Raw genomic sequence first — 15,943 nt, forward strand, 5'->3', positions numbered from 1 at the left:
CGCTGGCCTTGGCCAGGACCATCGTGATCGCCGCCGTCAGCGTCGTCTTGCCGTGGTCGACGTGACCGATCGTGCCGATGTTGCAATGCGGCTTGTTACGTTCGAACTTTTCCTTGGCCATGGCCAAAACTCCTGTGGCCCGGGACGGGGCGATTGGGTCAGCTTGAGAATTCTGGAGCGGGTAGACGGAATCGAACCGACATATTCAGCTTGGAAGGCTGCTGTACTACCATTGTACTATACCCGCACGGAGACGGCCTTGGGCCCGCCCTCCGAAGAGGCTGGGGCCGTCGACCGCCGAACCGATATGGGGTCCGGACCGTCGTTTCGAAAGCGCGTGGTGGGGGAAGCAGGACTCGAACCTGCGAAGCTTACGCAGGGGATTTACAGTCCCCCCCCTTTGCCGCTCGGGACATTCCCCCAGCGCGCTTTTCGAACCGTCGGACCGATGCCTCGTCCACCTTTCGGTCGGCGAAACAACAAAAGCTCTCGGTGTCCCGCGTCGCCTGGTTTAGGAGGGGCGCCAGACCCGAAAGCCCTCAGGGCTCCAAATCGGAGGGCGTCTTATAGTGTCGAGAAATCCAGAACGCAACGACCGGAAATCGGTCAAGAAGCCGACCTTCGGAGGCAAGCCCGGCGGGCGTCCGGACGGCCCGCGCGGGGCTGACCGGAGCGCCGACAAGGGCGCGCCCAAGAGCGGCGGCTGGAACCCCAATCCGCCGACGCGGTCCGCTGATTCCGCCCCGCGCGGCCCGCGCGGCAGCAAGATCGACGGCGACAATTTCGTCTGGGGTCGCCATCCCGTGCTCGCCGCCCTCGCCAATCCGGCGCGCAAGGGCATGGGCCGGCTGCTGGCGACCGCCGACCGCGCCGCCGAGCTGGAACGCGACAAGGCCGCCCACGGCCACAAGATCGAGATCATCGAGGGCCAGGCGCTGGAGCGGATGCTGCCGCCCGGCGCGGTGCACCAGGGCCTCGCCTTCAAGGTCCAGCCGCTGGAAGGCGTGGCGCTGGAGGATTTCGCCGACCCCGCCCCCGGACCGGGCGAGGGCGGCGTCATCGTCATGCTGGACCAGCTGACCGATCCGCAGAACGTCGGCGCCATCTTCCGCTCGGCCCTCGCCTTCGGGGCGAAGGGGATCGTGGTGCAGGACCGGCATTCGCCCGCCCTCGCCGGGGCCCTCGCCAAGGCCTCGGCCGGGGCGACCGAGCGGCTGCCCTGCGCCCGCGTCACCAATCTGAGCCGGGCGCTGGAAAAACTGGCCGATCTCGGCTGGCGCGCCGTCGGTCTGGACGGCGACGCCGAGCTGACGCTGGAACAGGCGCTGGACGGCCGGCCCACGGTGCTGGTGATGGGCTCCGAGGGCGACGGCGTGCGCCGGCTGGTGGCCGAGCATTGCGACGTCATGGCCCGCATCCCCATGCCCGGCGGATTCGAAAGCCTGAACGTCTCCAACGCCGCCGCCGTGGCGCTGTATGAATCGACGCGGGCGCGCGGCGTGAGCTGAACCCCGCCTTCCATCTTGCCCATCCCATCCCTCCTGCCCTAGACGCCAATCATGGACTTCCTCTTTCCCGAACTCGCCAGCCAGGCCACCGCCCTCGGCCAGGTGCTGATGATCGATCTGGTGCTGGCCGGCGACAATGCTGTCGCCGTCGGCCTCGCCGCCGCCGCCCTCGCGCCCGAGCAGCGCAAGAAGGCCATCCTCATCGGTCTCGCCGCCGCCGTCGTCCTGCGCATTGGCTTCGCCCTGATCACCGTCCAGCTGCTGGCCATCATCGGCCTGCTGCTGGCGGGCGGCGTCCTGCTGCTGTGGGTGTGCTGGAAGATGTGGCGCGAACTGCAGGAGCAGCGCACCCACGACCAGGCCGAGGCCGAGGCCGAGCTGGAGACCGCCCTGTCGATCCACCATGGCGGCGGCCCGTCTCCCGAGGCCCTGGGCGTCAAGCGCAAGACCTTCGGCGCGGCCCTGGTCCAGATCATGATCGCCGACATCACCATGTCACTGGACAATGTGCTGGCCGTGGCCGGGGCGGCGCATGACCACCCCTGGATCATGGTCTTCGGCCTGATCCTGTCGATCGCCCTGATGGGCGTGGCCGCGACCTTCATCGCCAAGCTGCTGACCCGGCACCGCTGGATCGGCTACGTCGGCCTGGTCGTGGTGCTGTATGTGGCCCTGCACATGATCTGGGACGGCGCCCGTTCGGTGATCGTGCGCACCGACCGGCTTGAGGAATTCAACGCCTCGGCGCCGGGCTTCCTCGACATCGGCGAGGAAGAGGCGGCCAAGCATCTGAAGGGCGTGCGCACCGAAGACAGCGCCCTGCCCGCCCCGCCGACGCCGACCGCGCCCACCGACGCGCCGCCGCCCGCGACGGTGGCGCCGCCGGCGAGCTGAGCCTCAATCCATGAAGCAGGCGGCCCCGGGACGGCCCAGGGCGGCGACCCCGGCGGCCACCGCCGCGTCGCTCTGCGGGCCGCGGTTCTCGTGCACGACGACGCCGTGTTCCGCCAGCAGCCGGTCAGAATAGAGGATCATCCGGGGGTCGCGCACGGGGCAAAGGGCGAAGAAGGCCTCCTCGGGCAGATCGTTGAAGCCGGCCATCCACCGGAACAGATCCACGTCGACCCCGGCGCGCTCGAGGAAGGCGTCCTGACGCCCGATTTGCATCTCAAGGTCGGCGAGGACGCCCGCGACCTGCGCGTCCAGTTGATCGGCCGGGACCTCGGGCGCGATCATCTCGCGCAGTTCGGCCTCGTCGATCAAACGGGCCCCGCCGTGAAACAGCAGCAGGGCGTCGTCATCGATCACCCGCCTGTCGCCGGCGGTGAACAGATAGTTGCCGCAGGACGAGGCGCAGACCCGGTGCGCCACCACGGTCGCCGTATAGGGGACCAGGGCCTCGCCCATGGCCATGCCGGCATTGACCTCGCCGCCCTCCGAGGTCAGCACGACGACAAGCGGCGTGTCCGGATCGAAGCCCGACAGGGTCTCGACGAAGGCGGCCGAGCTCTCGCTCCTGATGTCCCCGGCGAAGCACAGCCCGTCCGGCTCGACCCGGTGGGTCTGCGGCGGCGCCCCCGCTTCGCGCCCGGCGTTCCATGAGGCGCAGGCGGCGATGACGGCGGCTTCACGGTCGGGAGGGGCGACATCCGGCGTACCCAACACCGCAAGGAGGACGGGCAACCACATCGACTGAACTCCTGTCAGTCGGCCCCGCCGAAGCGTTCCGACCATTCCGCGACCTGGGCGTCCTCGATCTTGGTGAAGAGCACCCCCTGCGCCGAGACTGCCTGCCCGCGCGGCAGCCGGTCAATCAGACGATCGTCGGGGGCGGGCCAGGACAGGTCGGTCGCCCCGACCGAGGCGGCGATCTTCTCCGCCGAGAACGGCGTCACCGGGGCCGCCAGACGCGCGAACAGGGCGACCAGGTTCAGGCCGGTACGGACGCCGACGGCGGCGCGGTCGACGTCGGTCTTGAAGGCGGTCCACGGCGCCGCCTCCTGCAGATACTCATTGCCCAGCACCCAGACGGCGCGCAGGGCCTGGCAGGCCTTGCGGAACTCCATGGCCTCGAAGGCGGCGGTCGCCTCGGCGATGCCTGCGGCGACATCGGCTTCCAGCTTCGCCTCCAGCGGGCCGGGCTCCCCGCCCTCAGGCACGACGCCATCGAATTTCGACTCCGCGAATTTGACGATGCGGTTGACGAAATTGCCCAGCACATCGGCCAGGTCCTTGTTGGTCGTCGACTGGAACTGCTCCCAGGTGAAGGCCGCGTCCGACCCTTCCGGCCCATAGGCCGTCAGATGCCAGCGCCAGTAGTCGGCCGGCAGCAGCTCCAGCGCCTGATCCATGAACACGCCGCGCTTCTGGCTGGTCGAGAATTTGCCGCCGTACCAGTTCAGCCAGTTGAAGGCCTTCAGCGTGTCGACCGTCTTCCACGGCTCGCCCGAGCCGAGGATGGTCGCCGGGAAGCTGACGGTGTGGAAGGCGACATTGTCCTTGCCCATGAACTGGACGTAGCGGACGTCGTCGGCGCCCTCGTCCGTCCGCCACCAGTCGCGCCACGTCCGGCCAGTCGCCTCGGCCCATTCCTCGGTGGCGCCGATATATTCGATCGGGGCGTCGAACCAGACGTAGAAGACCTTGCCCTCCATCCCCGGCCGCGGCCCGCCGTCGGGACCGACCACCGGCACGCCCCATTTCAGGTCGCGGGTGACGCCGCGGTCGATCAGCCCCTCGTCGAGGTGTTTCAGGGCGATGGATTTGGCCAGCGTCTGCCAGTCGGTCTTGGTCCCGATCCAGTCGCGGATGCGCTGCTCCAGCTTCGTCTGCAGCAGATACAGGTGGCGGGTGTCGCGCACCTCGAGGTTCTTCGACCCCGACACCGCCGAATACGGGTCGATCAGGTCGGTCGGGTCCAGCAGCCGGCCGCAGTTGTCGCACTGGTCGCCGCGCGCCCCGACATGGGCGCAGTGGGGACACGTCCCCTCGACATAGCGGTCGGGCAGGAAGCGGGCGTCATCGATGGAATAGATCATCCGGTCGACCCGCTCCTCGATCAGGCCGTTCTGTTCGAGGACATGGGCGAAATGCTGGGTCAGGCGATGGTTGGGCGCGTTCGACGAGCGGCCGAACCAGTCGTAGCTGAGGCCGAACGCCTCGCCGGCGGCCTTCTGGATCTCGTGCTGCTCGTCGCAATAGGTCCGCACGTCCTGACCGGCGGCCGCGGCGGCCAGCTCGGCCGGGGTGCCGTGCTCGTCGGTGGCGCAGATGTAGAGCACCTCATGACCCTGGGCCCGCTTGAATCGGGCCCAGACGTCGGCCGGCAGCATCGATCCGGCGAGATTGCCCAGATGCTTGATGCCGTTGATGTACGGCAGGGCCGAGGTGATGAGGATGCGGGACATGGGAATCCGTGTCTTGGGGAGGCGACGGATATAGAGGGCGAAGGCCCCGGCGGCAAAGGCTCAGACCGGCAGCCGCTTCGCCACCCGCACGAACCGCCCCGTCAGCAGCGCCGACGACACGAGACTGGCGATGATCACCGCCCAGACCAGTCCGTTGACCCCGATCTCGTGCGCCAGCCACCAGCCCAGCGGCATCATGATCAGGCTGTAGGCGCCGAAATGCATGATCGTCGGCCACCAGACATCGCCCGCCGCCCGGTTGGCCGAGGCCGAAACCACCTGGATGCCGTCGGCGACGAAGAACAGCGTCGCCAGCACCAGCGCCGGAACCACCACCGCCAGCAGGGCCGGGTCGCGGTTATAGGCGCTCGCCACCCACGGGGCGGTCGGCCACAGCACCAGCGCCACCGTCAGCGTCAGCACGCTGACCACGCCGATCCCGACCAGACCGGCCCGCATCACCCCGCGCCCGTCCTTCGCCCCATAGGCCTGTCCGACCAGCACCGCCGTCGCCGACGACAGCCCCATGGGCGCCATGAAAACGACGGCCGAGACGTTGAGCACGATAGTCCAGGCCGCGGTCTCGATCGCCCCCAGCTGGCCGGCGATGAAGGTCATGGCCCCGAAGGCCGCCACCTCGATGAAATACGAGCTGCCGGCGCCATAGCCGACCTTGCGTTGGTCGCGCTCCGCCACCGGGTCGCGCCGCGGCCGGTTGAACACCCCCAGCGACCGCGCCTCGGGCATGCGCACGATGTAGACGATCAGGAACACCGCCAGCGAGGTGCGCGCGAACAGCGTCGCCCAGGCCGCGGCGGCGGCGCCGTCGAAGCCTAACCCCAGCACGTCGGGCACCAGCAGCAGGTTCAGCGCCAGATTGACGCCGTTGGCGACCCACATGGCCCACATGCCCGCGCGCGGCCGGTGCAGCGCCTCCAGAAACAGCTGCGCCGCTACGCTGACCAGATAGCCGGGCATCGACAGGGCGAGGATGATCAGCACCGGCGAGGCCCCCTCGGCGAGGCCGTCGGCCAGCCCGAGGCTGCGCAGCGCCCACGGCCCCAGCAGGATCAGGGCGATCATGGAGCCGAAGCCGAGCAGCAACGAATAGCTGACGCCGCGCCGCAGCACCGCCCCGACCTCGTGCCGCCGTCCCTCGCCGAGGAAGCGGGCGGTCATCACCTGCACCCCCATCAGCAGGCCAAGGGCGGTGGTCACCACGATCATCGTCGGGGTCATGGCCAGCGAGCTGTAGGCCAGCTCCAGTCCCGACCATCTGCCAACCACGATGGCGTCGGTCAGCCCCATGGTCATGATGCCGATGCGCGCCAGCACCACCGGCCACGCGAGGTGCAGCAGGTCTTTCAGGGTGGAACGGGTCTGGCGGCTGAGGGTGACCATGGGAGGCGCGACAGGCCATGGGGAACGGGCCGGGTCAAGCCATTCCTCCCCCGCAGGGGGAGGGGGACCGCGAAGCGGTGGAGGGGGCTGACCACACGCACCGGCTCCCCGGACCAGGCCCCCTCCACCATGCTTCGCATGGTCCCCCTCCCCCAAAGGGGAGGAATCGTCAGACTTCCTCGTAGGTCGCCGCGAAACCGACCGGGAAATTCACCGACCGGGCGATGAAGCAGAATTCGTGGATCTCGCCATGGATCGCGTCGGCGCGGGCCAGATCGGCGCCGCGCTCGACCGTGATCTTCGGCCGCAACGTGGCGCTGAGGAAACGGCCCGCGCCGTTCGGCGAGGTCTCGCCCAGCCCGACCGGCTGGTCTTCATAGCCGCGCACGACGATGCCCGCCTTGTGGGCCAGATGCAGGTACCAGAGCATGTGACAGGCCGAGAGGGCCGAAATCAGCAGATCCTCGGGGTTGGCCTTGGTCGAATCGCCGCCCAGCAGGGGATCGTTCGAACAGTGCACCACGGCTTTGCCCGGCGTCTCGATGTCCCACGTCCGGTCATAGCCGAGATAGCGCTTCGTCCCCTCGCCCCGGTCGCCGGTCCAGCGGATCGCGGCGGTATACTCGTGCTGCGACATGGGACCGGCTCCTCGTGATGGGCGCGGAGGATCTGGGCCGCCGCCTCGCCACGGTCAAGCTACCTCCCCGGCCAGTCGCAACTGCGCGCGCCACCTTCCCCCGTCGCCCCAAGCCCCCTAAACCACACCCATGCCCAAGCTGACGTCCGCCATCGATCCGAACAGCCCCGCCTTCAAGGCGCTCGACGCCCACAACCGCGCCCTGCGCGACGAGCTGCGCGCCCGGGTCGCCGAGGCCGCCCTCGGCGGGCCCGAGAAATCCCGCGAACGCCACGTCGCCCGGGGCAAGCTGCTGCCGCGCGACCGCGTCGAACGCCTGCTCGATCCCGGTTCGCCCTTCCTCGAGATCGGCCAGCTGGCGGCCCATGACATGTACAAGGGCGAGGCCCCCGGCGCCGGCATGATCTGCGGCGTCGGCCGCGTCTCGGGCCGCGAGGTCATGATCGTCGCCAACGACCCGACGGTGAAGGGCGGCGCCTATTTCCCGATGACGGTGAAGAAGCACCTGCGGGCCCAGGAGATCGCCGAACAGAACAACCTGCCCTGCGTCTATCTGGTCGATTCCGGCGGCGCCAACCTGCCGCACCAGGCCGAGGTCTTCCCCGACCGCGACCATTTCGGCCGCATCTTCTTCAACCAGGCCCGGATGTCGGCGAAGTCGATCCCCCAGATCGCCTGCGTCATGGGCTCCTGCACCGCCGGCGGCGCCTATGTGCCCGCCATGTCGGACGAGACCGTCATCGTGCGCAATCAGGGCACCATCTTCCTGGCCGGCCCGCCGCTGGTGAAGGCCGCCACCGGCGAGGTCATCTCCGCCGAGGAGCTGGGCGGCGCCGAGACCCACGGCCGTCGCTCCGGCGTGGTCGACTATGTCGCCGAGAATGACGAGCACGCGCTGGAGATCGTCCGCACCATCGTCGACAGCCTGAACACGGTGAAACGCGTCGACCTCGACGTCCGCGAACCGCGCGCCCCCGCCTATGACGCCGAGGAGCTGTACGGCCTGATCCCCGACGACGTCCGCGCCCCCTATGACGTGCGCGAGGTCATCGCCCGGCTCGTCGACGGCTCCGAGTTCGATGAGTTCAAGGCCCTGTACGGCACGACCCTGGTCTGCGGCTTCGCCCGCATCTGGGGCTATCCGGTCGCCATCCTCGCCAACAACGGCGTGCTGTTCTCCGAGAGCGCGCTCAAGGGCGCCCATTTCATCGAACTGGCCTGCAAGCGGAAGATCCCGCTGCTGTTCCTGCAGAACATCTCGGGCTTCATGGTCGGCGGCAAATACGAGGCCGAGGGCATCGCCAAGAACGGCGCCAAGCTGGTCACCGCCGTGGCCTCGGCCGAGGTTCCGAAATTCACCGTCCTGATCGGCGGCAGCTTCGGCGCCGGCAACTACGGCATGTGCGGCCGCGCCTACTCCCCGCGCTTCCTGTTCACCTGGCCCAACAGCCGGATCAGCGTCATGGGCGGCGAACAGGCCGCCGCCGTTCTGGCCACCGTCCACCGCGACGCCGACACCTGGACGCCGGAAGAGGCAGAGGCCTTCAAGGATCCCGTGCGCCAGAAATACGAGGACGAGGGCAATCCCTACCACGCCACCGCGAGGCTGTGGGACGACGGGGTGATCGACCCGGCGCAGACGCGGGATGTGCTTGGACTGGCGATCAGCGCCAGCCTCAACGCCCCGATCCCGGAGACGACGTTCGGCGTGTTCCGGATGTGATCAGGCGGGAGGCGTTCTGAGCACCTTCTCCATCGCCTTCCCCTTGCTCACCTCGTCGACCAGTTTGTCGAGGTGGCGCAGTTCGCGCATGAACGGGTCCTCGATTTCTTCGACCCGGTAGCCGCAGATCATCCCGGTGATCAGGAAGCGGTTCGGGTTCATCGCCGGCGCCTCGGCGAAAAACGTCTCGAAGTCGGTCTTCGCCGCCAGCAGCGCCTCCAGCTGGTCCTGTGAATAGCCGGTCAGCCAGCGGATCACCTCGTCGACCTCGGCCCGCCCACGCCCCTTCTTCTCGACCTTGGCGACATAGTGGACGTGGACGCTCGCCACGCTCATCCGGCGGATGCGGTCGTTCGCGCTGGTCGCCATGGCGACGTCTCCAGGTTCCGTTCGGGCCCGAACGCGTTATACCGCTGCAGCATCCGGAGACCACCATGACCGACCGCACCCCCACCGAAGCCGAGCTCAACGCCCTCGACGTCACCGACGCCGAGACGGCCGAGATCAACGCCATCGCCCACCCCCTGCTGGCCGACCCGGCGCCCGACGCCAATGACGACCTGGTGCAGATCGATTCCACCACCGACGGCGTGGTCTTCGTCACCATCAACCGGCCGGCGAAGAAGAACGCCTTCGACGGCCCGACCGTCGCCGCCCTCTATGAGGCGTTCGAGACCCTGCAGGGCGCCGACCGGGTGCGCACCGTCTTCATCCGCGGCGCGGGCGGCACCTTCAGCGCCGGCGCCGATCTGGGCTGGATGGCCGACGCCGCCGGCTGGTCCGAGGGCGACAACCGCGACGACGCCATGGGTCTGGCGAAAATGCTCAAGGCCCTGCACGACATCCCGGCCCTGACCGTGGCGATTGTCGAGGGCGCGGCCATGGGCGGCGGGGCCGGCATCGTCGCCGCCTGCGACATGGCCGTGGCCGTCGAGGGAACCCGCTTCGCCTTCTCCGAGGTCAAGCTGGGCCTGATCCCGGCGACCATCGCCCCCTATGTCGTCGAGGCCATCGGCCCCCGCCGCGCGCGCCAGCTGTTCCTGACCGCCAACATCTTCGACGCCGATTACGCCGCCCACGCCGGCCTGATCGACATGGTCCTGCCCGAGGGCTCGGTCGAGGAGTTCATCTCCATGCTGACCGACAGCCTGACCACCAACGCCCCCGGCGCCATGGGCGACGCCAAACGCCTGGTCAACGACGTCGCCGGCCAGAAGATCGACCACGGCCTGATGGAAGACACCGCCAAACGCATCGCCCGCGCCCGCGCCTCCGAGGAAGGCCAGGAAGGCGTCCGCGCCTTCCTCGACAAGCGCAAGCCGCGCTGGGCGGAGTAGGCACGAGGAGTGGCTAGTGGCTAGTGGCTAGTGATTGTCGCTTCCTGTCGGCGGAAGGGCGACGCCGTCATCCCGGACCCCCGGACGCCGGCCAGCCACTAGCCACTAGCCACTAGCCACTAATCACTAGCCACTCCGCCCCGCCGGCCTCTAGAACCGACCCATGTTCAAATCCGTCCTGGTCGCCAATCGCGGCGAGATCGCCTGCCGCGTCTTCCGCAGCGCCCGTCGCCTCGGCCTGCGCACCATCGCCGTCTATTCCGAGGCCGACGGAAAGGCCCTGCATGTGCGCGAGGCCGACGAGGCCGTCCTGATCGGCCCAGCCCCGGCGCGCGAGTCCTACCTTGACGCGGCGAAAGTCCTCGCCGCCGCGAAAGCGACCGGCGCCGAGGCTATCCACCCCGGCTACGGCTTCCTGTCCGAGAACGCCGACTTCGCCGAGGCCGTCATGGCCGCCGGGATCGTCTGGATCGGTCCCAACCCCGCCTCGATCCGCGCCATGGGCCTGAAGGACGCCGCCAAGACCCTGATGATCGAGGCCGGCGTGCCGGTCACGCCCGGCTACCTCGGCGAGGACCAGTCGCCCGAACGCCTGCAGACGGAGGCCGACGCCATCGGCTACCCGGTGCTGATCAAGGCCGTCGCCGGCGGTGGCGGCAAGGGCATGAAGAAGGTCGAGCGCGCCGAGGACTTCGCCGACGGCCTCGCCTCGGCGCAGCGCGAGGGCCAGTCCTCCTTCGGCGACCCGCGCGTCCTGATCGAGAAATACATCACCCGCCCGCGCCACATCGAGGTGCAGGTGTTCGGCGACACGCACGGGACCGTCGTCCACCTGCACGAGCGCGACTGCTCGCTGCAGCGTCGCCACCAGAAGGTGATCGAGGAGGCCCCCGCCCCCGGCATGGACGCCGCCACCCGCAAGGCCGTCACCGACGCCGCCGTCCGCGCCGCGAAGGCCGTGAGCTATGAGGGCGCCGGCACCATCGAATTCATCGCCGACGCCTCGGAGGGTCTCCGGGCCGACCGGATATGGTTCATGGAGATGAACACCCGGCTGCAGGTCGAACACCCGGTCACCGAGGCCATCACCGGCGTCGATCTGGTCGAATGGCAGCTGCGCGTCGCCGCCGGCGAGCCGATCCCGCTGAAACAGGCCGACATCCCGCTGAACGGCTGGGCCATGGAGGCCCGCCTCTACGCCGAGGACCCGGCCAACGGCTTCCTGCCGTCGATCGGGAAGCTCGATCATTTCGTCCTTCCCTACTCCGCCCGGGTCGACACCGGCGTCGAGGAAGGCGGCGAGGTCAGCCAGTTCTATGACCCGATGATCGCCAAGCTCATCGTCCATTCGGAAACTCGGGAGGAGGCTGCGGGAGGCCTGGCTGAAGCGTGCGCGGACGTCGAGGTCTGGCCCGTACGCACCAACGCAGCCTTCCTCGTTCGTTGCCTCGAACACCCCCGGTTCGTCGACGGTGATGTCGATACCGGGTTCATCGCGGCGGAGGCCGAGGCTCTTGAGCCTGCGTCGCTGTCCGAGGAGGGGCTTCAGGGTGCGGCGCGGGGCTTGCGCTTCGCAGAGGGTCAGATGCGTCACCACGGCGTCGAACCGTGGGACGGGATGCTGTCGCAGATTGGATGGCGTTTGAACGCCCAGTTCGTCCGGCGCCAGGTATTATTCGTCGACGGAAGCAGGACCGAAATCGAGGTCGACGACGAGGTCTTCGACCGCGCCGGCGAACTTCGAGTTGATCGGGTCACTTCCGTGAGATTTGAACGGGGTGGCGCGTTTGTCGTGTCCGCGCGCGCGCCCATCGGCGCGCTCGGAGCCTCCGGCCCCGCCTCCGACGGCTCGCTCCGGGCCCCCATGCCCGGCAAGATCGTCGCCACGCCCGCCAAGCCCGGAGACGCGGTGACCAAGGGTCAGCCGGTCGTCGTGCTCGAGGCCATGAAGATGGAGCACGCCCTCGTCGCCCCGTTCGACGGCGTGGTCGCCGAAATCGCCGTGGCCGTCGGCGATCAGGTCACCGACGGGACGGTGCTGGCCACCGTAAACCCTCTCCCATAGGGAGAGGGAGGGGCCCGCTCGCGCAGCGAGTGGGAGGGTGTGGGGTTTCGGCGCCCGGGGCGTCAAACACCGTAACCCCACATCCGACCGGGCTCCGCCCGGCCACCTTCTCCCAATGGGAGAAGGAAAGGTCAGCTCAGCATTCCCACCCCGCCCACCGGCGTCGTCACCTGCGCATCCTCGAACGTCGCGATCAGCGGCATCCCCTTGCGGATCGCCTCCTTGACCGCCTCGACCCGCAGCGAGGCGCGGTGGGCGGCGACGTCGGTCCACACCTCGGTCACCCAGATGGCGTCGGCGTCGGCCGGGTCGTGGGCGACGATATAGCTCAGACAGCCCGGCATACGCCCGAGGCTCTCCAGCAGGATCGCCGTCAACGCGTCGCGCTGGCCCGGGATCGCGGTCATCTTGCCGATCAGTCCGTACATGGTCCCGTTTCCCGTCCGCGCCGACCCGAGACAGGTCAGACCAGCCGCCCCCGCTAGCACGTCGCGCATCCAACCCTCATGGCGTTTTTCCAGGCCCATCCCGCCGTCCTGTCTCCCGCCCTCCGCGCGAACAATGCTAACCCCCAACCATGTCCCTCCACATGATCAAGCTGTGCGTCGGCGTCGCCAAGGTCGAGACGCTGGAGCGCCGCGCCGCCAAGGGCGAATGGCTGACCGTCCAGACCCGGATGACGCCCAAACGCGCCGCCGAACTTGAGGACGGCGGCTCCCTGTTCTGGGTCATGAAGGGCTCCGTGACCTGCCGCATGCCGATCCTCGACGTCTCGACGAATGGCGAGGGCAAGGCCTCCATGTGCCACATCAAGCTGTCGCCCGAGGTCATCCGCACCGCCCCCCAGGCCCGTCGCCCCTTCCAGGGCTGGCGCTATCTGGAGCCCAAGGACGCCCCGCCGGACCTGTCCTCGCTCGACGCGGGCGAGGTGCCGGAGGATCTGGCCAAGCGGCTGCGGGAGATGGGGGCGTGGTAGGGATTAGGGATTAGGGATGAGGGATGAGGGATGAGGGGCAAGGGTCGGCTCCAGGCCAGCGACCATGCAGGGCTCTAATGATCGGGCTCAAGCCTTTCATGACCTCATCCCTCATCCCTCATCCCGAATCCCAACCCTCTCGCCAGCCCCCGCCGACTCCCGCTAGCGTCCGCCCATGGCACCTGTCCGCTCCGACCGCCTCGAAGACGCCCTCCACCGCATCTTCGAGGGCGGAAAGAACACGCGCGCCAGCTGGTTCGCCCTGACCGGCGGCGAGACCCTGTTCGCCGAGGGGGACGCGGCCGACACCCTTTATCTGGTGCGCTCCGGCCGCCTCGGCGTGTTCCGCAAGAACCCGGCCGAGGACCGCCCGCCCCAGTTCGTCGGCGTCATCCGGCCCGGCGAGCCGGCCGGCGAGATGGCCATGCTGGCCGGCACCGTCCACACCGCCGACGTCGTCGCCCTGCGCGATTCCGAGGTGCTGGCCCTGCCGCGCGACGCCTTCTTCGACGCCGCCCGAACCGAACCGGACCTGATGGTCGAGCTGTCGCGGCTGATGATCCAGCGCGCCCGTGACCGCCGCTCCGGCGGCGGCGAGCCCAGCGTGTTCGGCTTCGTCTCGGCTCGCCCCCGCCCGATCCGCGCCTTCGTCGAACGCATCGCCGCCGCCATCGAGGCCGAGGGCTTCAGCTGCCAAGTGATCGACCAGACCGCCCTGTCCTCGGCCAGTGAATGGTTCAGCCGGGTCGAGGACACCCACGACTACGTCCTCTATGTCGCCGAGATGGACGAGCCGGCCTGGGCCGCCCTGTGCGCGCGCCAGGTCGACCGCGTCTTCGTCGTCGGCGCCGGGCTGATGGCCCCGCCCAACCGCCCCCTGCCCCACGCCGGGGTGCTGGACGCCCAGCGCCGCACCGACCTGATCCTGCTGCGCGACCCACGCATGAAACACCCGGCCAACACCGGGGTTTGGATCGACGCCATCTCGCCCGGCCGCTGGTTCCAGGCGGTCGAGGGCGACCAGGCCGACGCCGAGCGGCTGGGCCGGGTCATCACCGGCTCGGCCGTCGGCGTGGTCATGTCCGGCGGCGGCGCCCGGGCCTATTCCCACATCGGCGCGCTGAGGGCCCTGCGCGAGGCCGGGGTGCCGATCGATTTCGTCGGCGGGGCCTCGATGGGCGCCGTGATCGCCGCCGGTCCGGCGCTGGACTGGTCGCAGGAGGAGTTGGAGGCCCGCATCCGCAAGGCCTTCGTCCAGAGCGACCCCCTGTCCGACCTCGCCTTCCCGATGCTGGCCATGACCCGCGCCCACAAGGTCGACCGGCTGTTGCTCGAGGCCTATGGCGACATCGACCTGGCCGACCTGCACCGCCCCTATTTCGCCGCCTCGACCAACCTGACCAGCGGCAAGCTGGAGATCCACCGGCGCGGCCTGATGCGGCGGGCCCTGCGCGCCTCGATCGCCATTCCCGGCATCCTCCCGCCCGTGGTCATCGACGGCCAGGTGCTGGTCGACGGGGCGGTGCTGAAGAACCTGCCGGCCGAGGTCATGCGGCAGATGAACCCCGGCCCGGTGATCGGCATCGACATGTCCGAGACGCGCGGCGTCGACGCCGGGATGATCGAGCATCCGCCCTCGATCTGGCGGCTGATCGCCACCGGGGCGTGGCGTCGCGGGCCGCCGATCGTCTCGATCCTGATGCGTTCGGCCACCCTGACCACCGACGCCGATCTGGAGAGCTCGCGCGCCGCCACCGACCTGTTGATCCAGCCGACTCCGGACGGCCTCGACATCCGCGACTGGAAGGGGTTCGAGCCCGGCGTCGAGGCCGGCTACCGCGCCACCCGGGAGGCGCTCGACGCCCTCGACCGGCCGGTCACCCACCTGCGGCGTCGCGCGCCGCTCAGCGTTTGCGCGCCATCAGAAACAGACGCGGAAACGGCATCAGCGTCACCCCGTCCGGCCGTCGCGGAAAAGCCCCGGAAAGCCGCTCGCCCAGCGCGGCGAGATACCCCCGCCGCATGACCTCGTCGGGCAGGGCGGCCAGGTACGGCCGCAGCGCCGTGCCCTTCATCCACTCCAGCACGGCGTCGGGCCCGGCCAGCGCCTGCAGATAGGTGGTCGACCAGATGTCGATGTCGCCGCACTCTTCCGCCAGCACGGAATAATAGGTCCCAGGTTCCAGCAGCGGCGCGACCGTGGCGACCCCGGCCAGGGCCGCCGCCCACGGCCCGTCGGCCGCCGCCTCGCGCATCAGCGTGTGGTGCCGGGTCTCGTACGCCATCGGCATCTGCACGGCCAGCACGCCGCCGGGAGCCAGCGCGCCCGTCAGCCGTCGCAGCAAGCCCTCATGATCCGGCAGCCAGTGGAGCGAGGCGTTGGCCCAGATCAGATCGACCGGCCGCTCCGGCTCCCACGCCGCGATATCGCCCGCCCGCCAGTCGATGGCCAGCGCCCGCGCCCGCGCGGCGTCCAGCATGGCCGCGCTGGAATCCAGTCCGTGCACGGCCGCCCGCGGATAGCGGCCCTCCAGCGCGACCGCATGCTGGCCGGCCCCGCACCCAAGGTCCCAGATTTCGCCCGGCGCCAGTCGGTCCGGCAATCGCGCCATCAGGTCGCCGGCGGCGCGGTCGCGGTCGCGTTCAAAGCGGCTGTACTGCAGGGGGTCCCAGGCCGGCGGCGTGTCGGTCATGCCGTGACGCGCTCCAGATCGGGAAGATGGTACCGCCTCTCAGGCTTGAACTGAGGACCTCCGGTTCCACAAACCGGCGCTCTAACCAACTGAGCTAAGGCGGCGCAGGGCCCCGGCGAGGGGCGACGCGAGGGCGGTGTCTAGCCGTGTCGCTGGCGGCGATCAAGGTGGATTTGACCGAAGGCAGCAGGCAGCA

The 15,943-nt window shown here is 69.3% G+C and carries 14 protein-coding genes, 3 tRNA genes and 1 pseudogene; 7 read left to right on the top strand and 11 right to left on the bottom strand.

Features of this window, described 5'->3' with window-relative positions; translation table 11 throughout:
* The 3 genes from ACK4JY_RS13565 to ACK4JY_RS13575 all read right to left on the bottom strand — a co-directional run.
* The coding region (locus ACK4JY_RS13565; RefSeq protein ID WP_292097508.1) for a GTP-binding protein at nucleotides 1-121 on the bottom strand (121 nt) is incomplete at its 3' end.
* A 52-nt stretch (nucleotides 122-173) separates the two neighbouring features.
* Nucleotides 174-247 (bottom strand) — tRNA-Gly (locus tag ACK4JY_RS13570).
* Nucleotides 248-338: 91 nt separating this feature from the next.
* Nucleotides 339-422, bottom strand: a tRNA-Tyr gene (locus ACK4JY_RS13575).
* A gap of 147 nt (nucleotides 423-569) precedes the next feature.
* Between ACK4JY_RS13575 and rlmB the strand changes: the two genes are divergently transcribed.
* Both rlmB and ACK4JY_RS13585 read left to right on the top strand, forming a co-directional pair.
* A complete protein-coding gene (rlmB, locus tag ACK4JY_RS13580; RefSeq protein WP_409606579.1) occupies nucleotides 570-1,508 on the top strand; it encodes a 23S rRNA (guanosine(2251)-2'-O)-methyltransferase RlmB in 939 nt (312 codons plus the stop codon).
* Nucleotides 1,509-1,559: 51 nt separating this feature from the next.
* Nucleotides 1,560-2,402 (top strand): YjbE family putative metal transport protein, encoded by an 843-nt coding sequence (locus tag ACK4JY_RS13585; protein ID WP_409606581.1) that lies wholly within the window; start codon nucleotides 1,560-1,562, stop codon nucleotides 2,400-2,402.
* A 3-nt stretch (nucleotides 2,403-2,405) separates the two neighbouring features.
* Here ACK4JY_RS13585 and ACK4JY_RS13590 read toward each other — a convergent pair whose 3' ends face one another.
* The 4 genes from ACK4JY_RS13590 to ACK4JY_RS13605 all read right to left on the bottom strand — a co-directional run bounded on the left by ACK4JY_RS13590 (nucleotide 2,406) and on the right by ACK4JY_RS13605 (nucleotide 6,953).
* Nucleotides 2,406-3,197, bottom strand: coding sequence for an ATP-dependent Clp protease proteolytic subunit (locus ACK4JY_RS13590; protein ID WP_409606583.1), 792 nt, complete (start codon nucleotides 3,195-3,197; stop codon nucleotides 2,406-2,408).
* Between the two features lie 14 nt (nucleotides 3,198-3,211).
* Nucleotides 3,212-4,915, bottom strand: a complete 1,704-nt coding sequence (gene metG, locus ACK4JY_RS13595) for a methionine--tRNA ligase (protein ID WP_409606585.1) — start codon at nucleotides 4,913-4,915, stop codon at nucleotides 3,212-3,214.
* Between the two features lie 60 nt (nucleotides 4,916-4,975).
* Nucleotides 4,976-6,316 carry an MATE family efflux transporter gene (locus tag ACK4JY_RS13600; RefSeq protein WP_409606587.1) on the bottom strand — a complete coding sequence of 447 codons (1,341 nt, stop codon included), beginning with the start codon at nucleotides 6,314-6,316 and terminating at the stop codon, nucleotides 4,976-4,978.
* A 169-nt stretch (nucleotides 6,317-6,485) separates the two neighbouring features.
* The gene (locus tag ACK4JY_RS13605) at nucleotides 6,486-6,953 is read right to left on the bottom strand and encodes an OsmC family protein (protein WP_409606589.1); all 468 of its coding nucleotides are present in this window, start codon (nucleotides 6,951-6,953) and stop codon (nucleotides 6,486-6,488) included.
* A 130-nt stretch (nucleotides 6,954-7,083) separates the two neighbouring features.
* Between ACK4JY_RS13605 and ACK4JY_RS13610 the strand changes: the two genes are divergently transcribed.
* Nucleotides 7,084-8,676: a carboxyl transferase domain-containing protein gene (locus tag ACK4JY_RS13610; protein WP_409606591.1), complete on the top strand. Its 1,593-nt coding sequence runs from the start codon at nucleotides 7,084-7,086 to the stop codon at nucleotides 8,674-8,676.
* On the opposite strand, the gene ACK4JY_RS13615 is transcribed toward ACK4JY_RS13610, so the two are convergent.
* Nucleotides 8,677-9,045, bottom strand: a complete 369-nt coding sequence (locus tag ACK4JY_RS13615; RefSeq protein WP_409606593.1) for a DUF2200 domain-containing protein — start codon at nucleotides 9,043-9,045, stop codon at nucleotides 8,677-8,679.
* A 65-nt stretch (nucleotides 9,046-9,110) separates the two neighbouring features.
* On the opposite strand from ACK4JY_RS13615, the gene ACK4JY_RS13620 reads away from it, so the two are divergent.
* Nucleotides 9,111-10,013 (top strand): enoyl-CoA hydratase-related protein, encoded by a 903-nt coding sequence (locus ACK4JY_RS13620; RefSeq protein WP_409606595.1) that lies wholly within the window; start codon nucleotides 9,111-9,113, stop codon nucleotides 10,011-10,013.
* Between the two features lie 163 nt (nucleotides 10,014-10,176).
* Nucleotides 10,177-12,078: an acetyl/propionyl/methylcrotonyl-CoA carboxylase subunit alpha gene (locus tag ACK4JY_RS13625; protein ID WP_409606597.1), complete on the top strand. Its 1,902-nt coding sequence runs from the start codon at nucleotides 10,177-10,179 to the stop codon at nucleotides 12,076-12,078.
* Nucleotides 12,079-12,209: 131 nt separating this feature from the next.
* Here ACK4JY_RS13625 and ACK4JY_RS13630 read toward each other — a convergent pair whose 3' ends face one another.
* Complete coding sequence (locus tag ACK4JY_RS13630) at nucleotides 12,210-12,575, bottom strand: putative quinol monooxygenase (protein WP_409606599.1); 366 nt, start codon at nucleotides 12,573-12,575, stop codon at nucleotides 12,210-12,212.
* Between the two features lie 80 nt (nucleotides 12,576-12,655).
* Between ACK4JY_RS13630 and ACK4JY_RS13635 the strand changes: the two genes are divergently transcribed.
* A complete protein-coding gene (locus ACK4JY_RS13635) occupies nucleotides 12,656-13,054 on the top strand; it encodes a DUF1489 domain-containing protein (protein ID WP_409606601.1) in 399 nt (132 codons plus the stop codon).
* 175 nt (nucleotides 13,055-13,229) lie between these two features.
* Nucleotides 13,230-15,080 carry a patatin-like phospholipase family protein gene (locus ACK4JY_RS13640; RefSeq protein ID WP_409606603.1) on the top strand — a complete coding sequence of 617 codons (1,851 nt, stop codon included), beginning with the start codon at nucleotides 13,230-13,232 and terminating at the stop codon, nucleotides 15,078-15,080.
* A 262-nt stretch (nucleotides 15,081-15,342) separates the two neighbouring features.
* Here the strand turns inward: ACK4JY_RS13640 and ACK4JY_RS13645 are convergent.
* Nucleotides 15,343-15,747, bottom strand: a pseudogene (locus ACK4JY_RS13645) (methyltransferase domain-containing protein); the annotation flags it as partial.
* A gap of 27 nt (nucleotides 15,748-15,774) precedes the next feature.
* Nucleotides 15,775-15,851, bottom strand: a tRNA-His gene (locus ACK4JY_RS13650).
* Nucleotides 15,852-15,943 lie beyond the last annotated feature (92 nt).

Origin of the sequence: Brevundimonas sp. (assembly GCF_046295595.1) — a bacterium.
In the GTDB taxonomy this organism is placed as follows: domain Bacteria; phylum Pseudomonadota; class Alphaproteobacteria; order Caulobacterales; family Caulobacteraceae; genus Brevundimonas.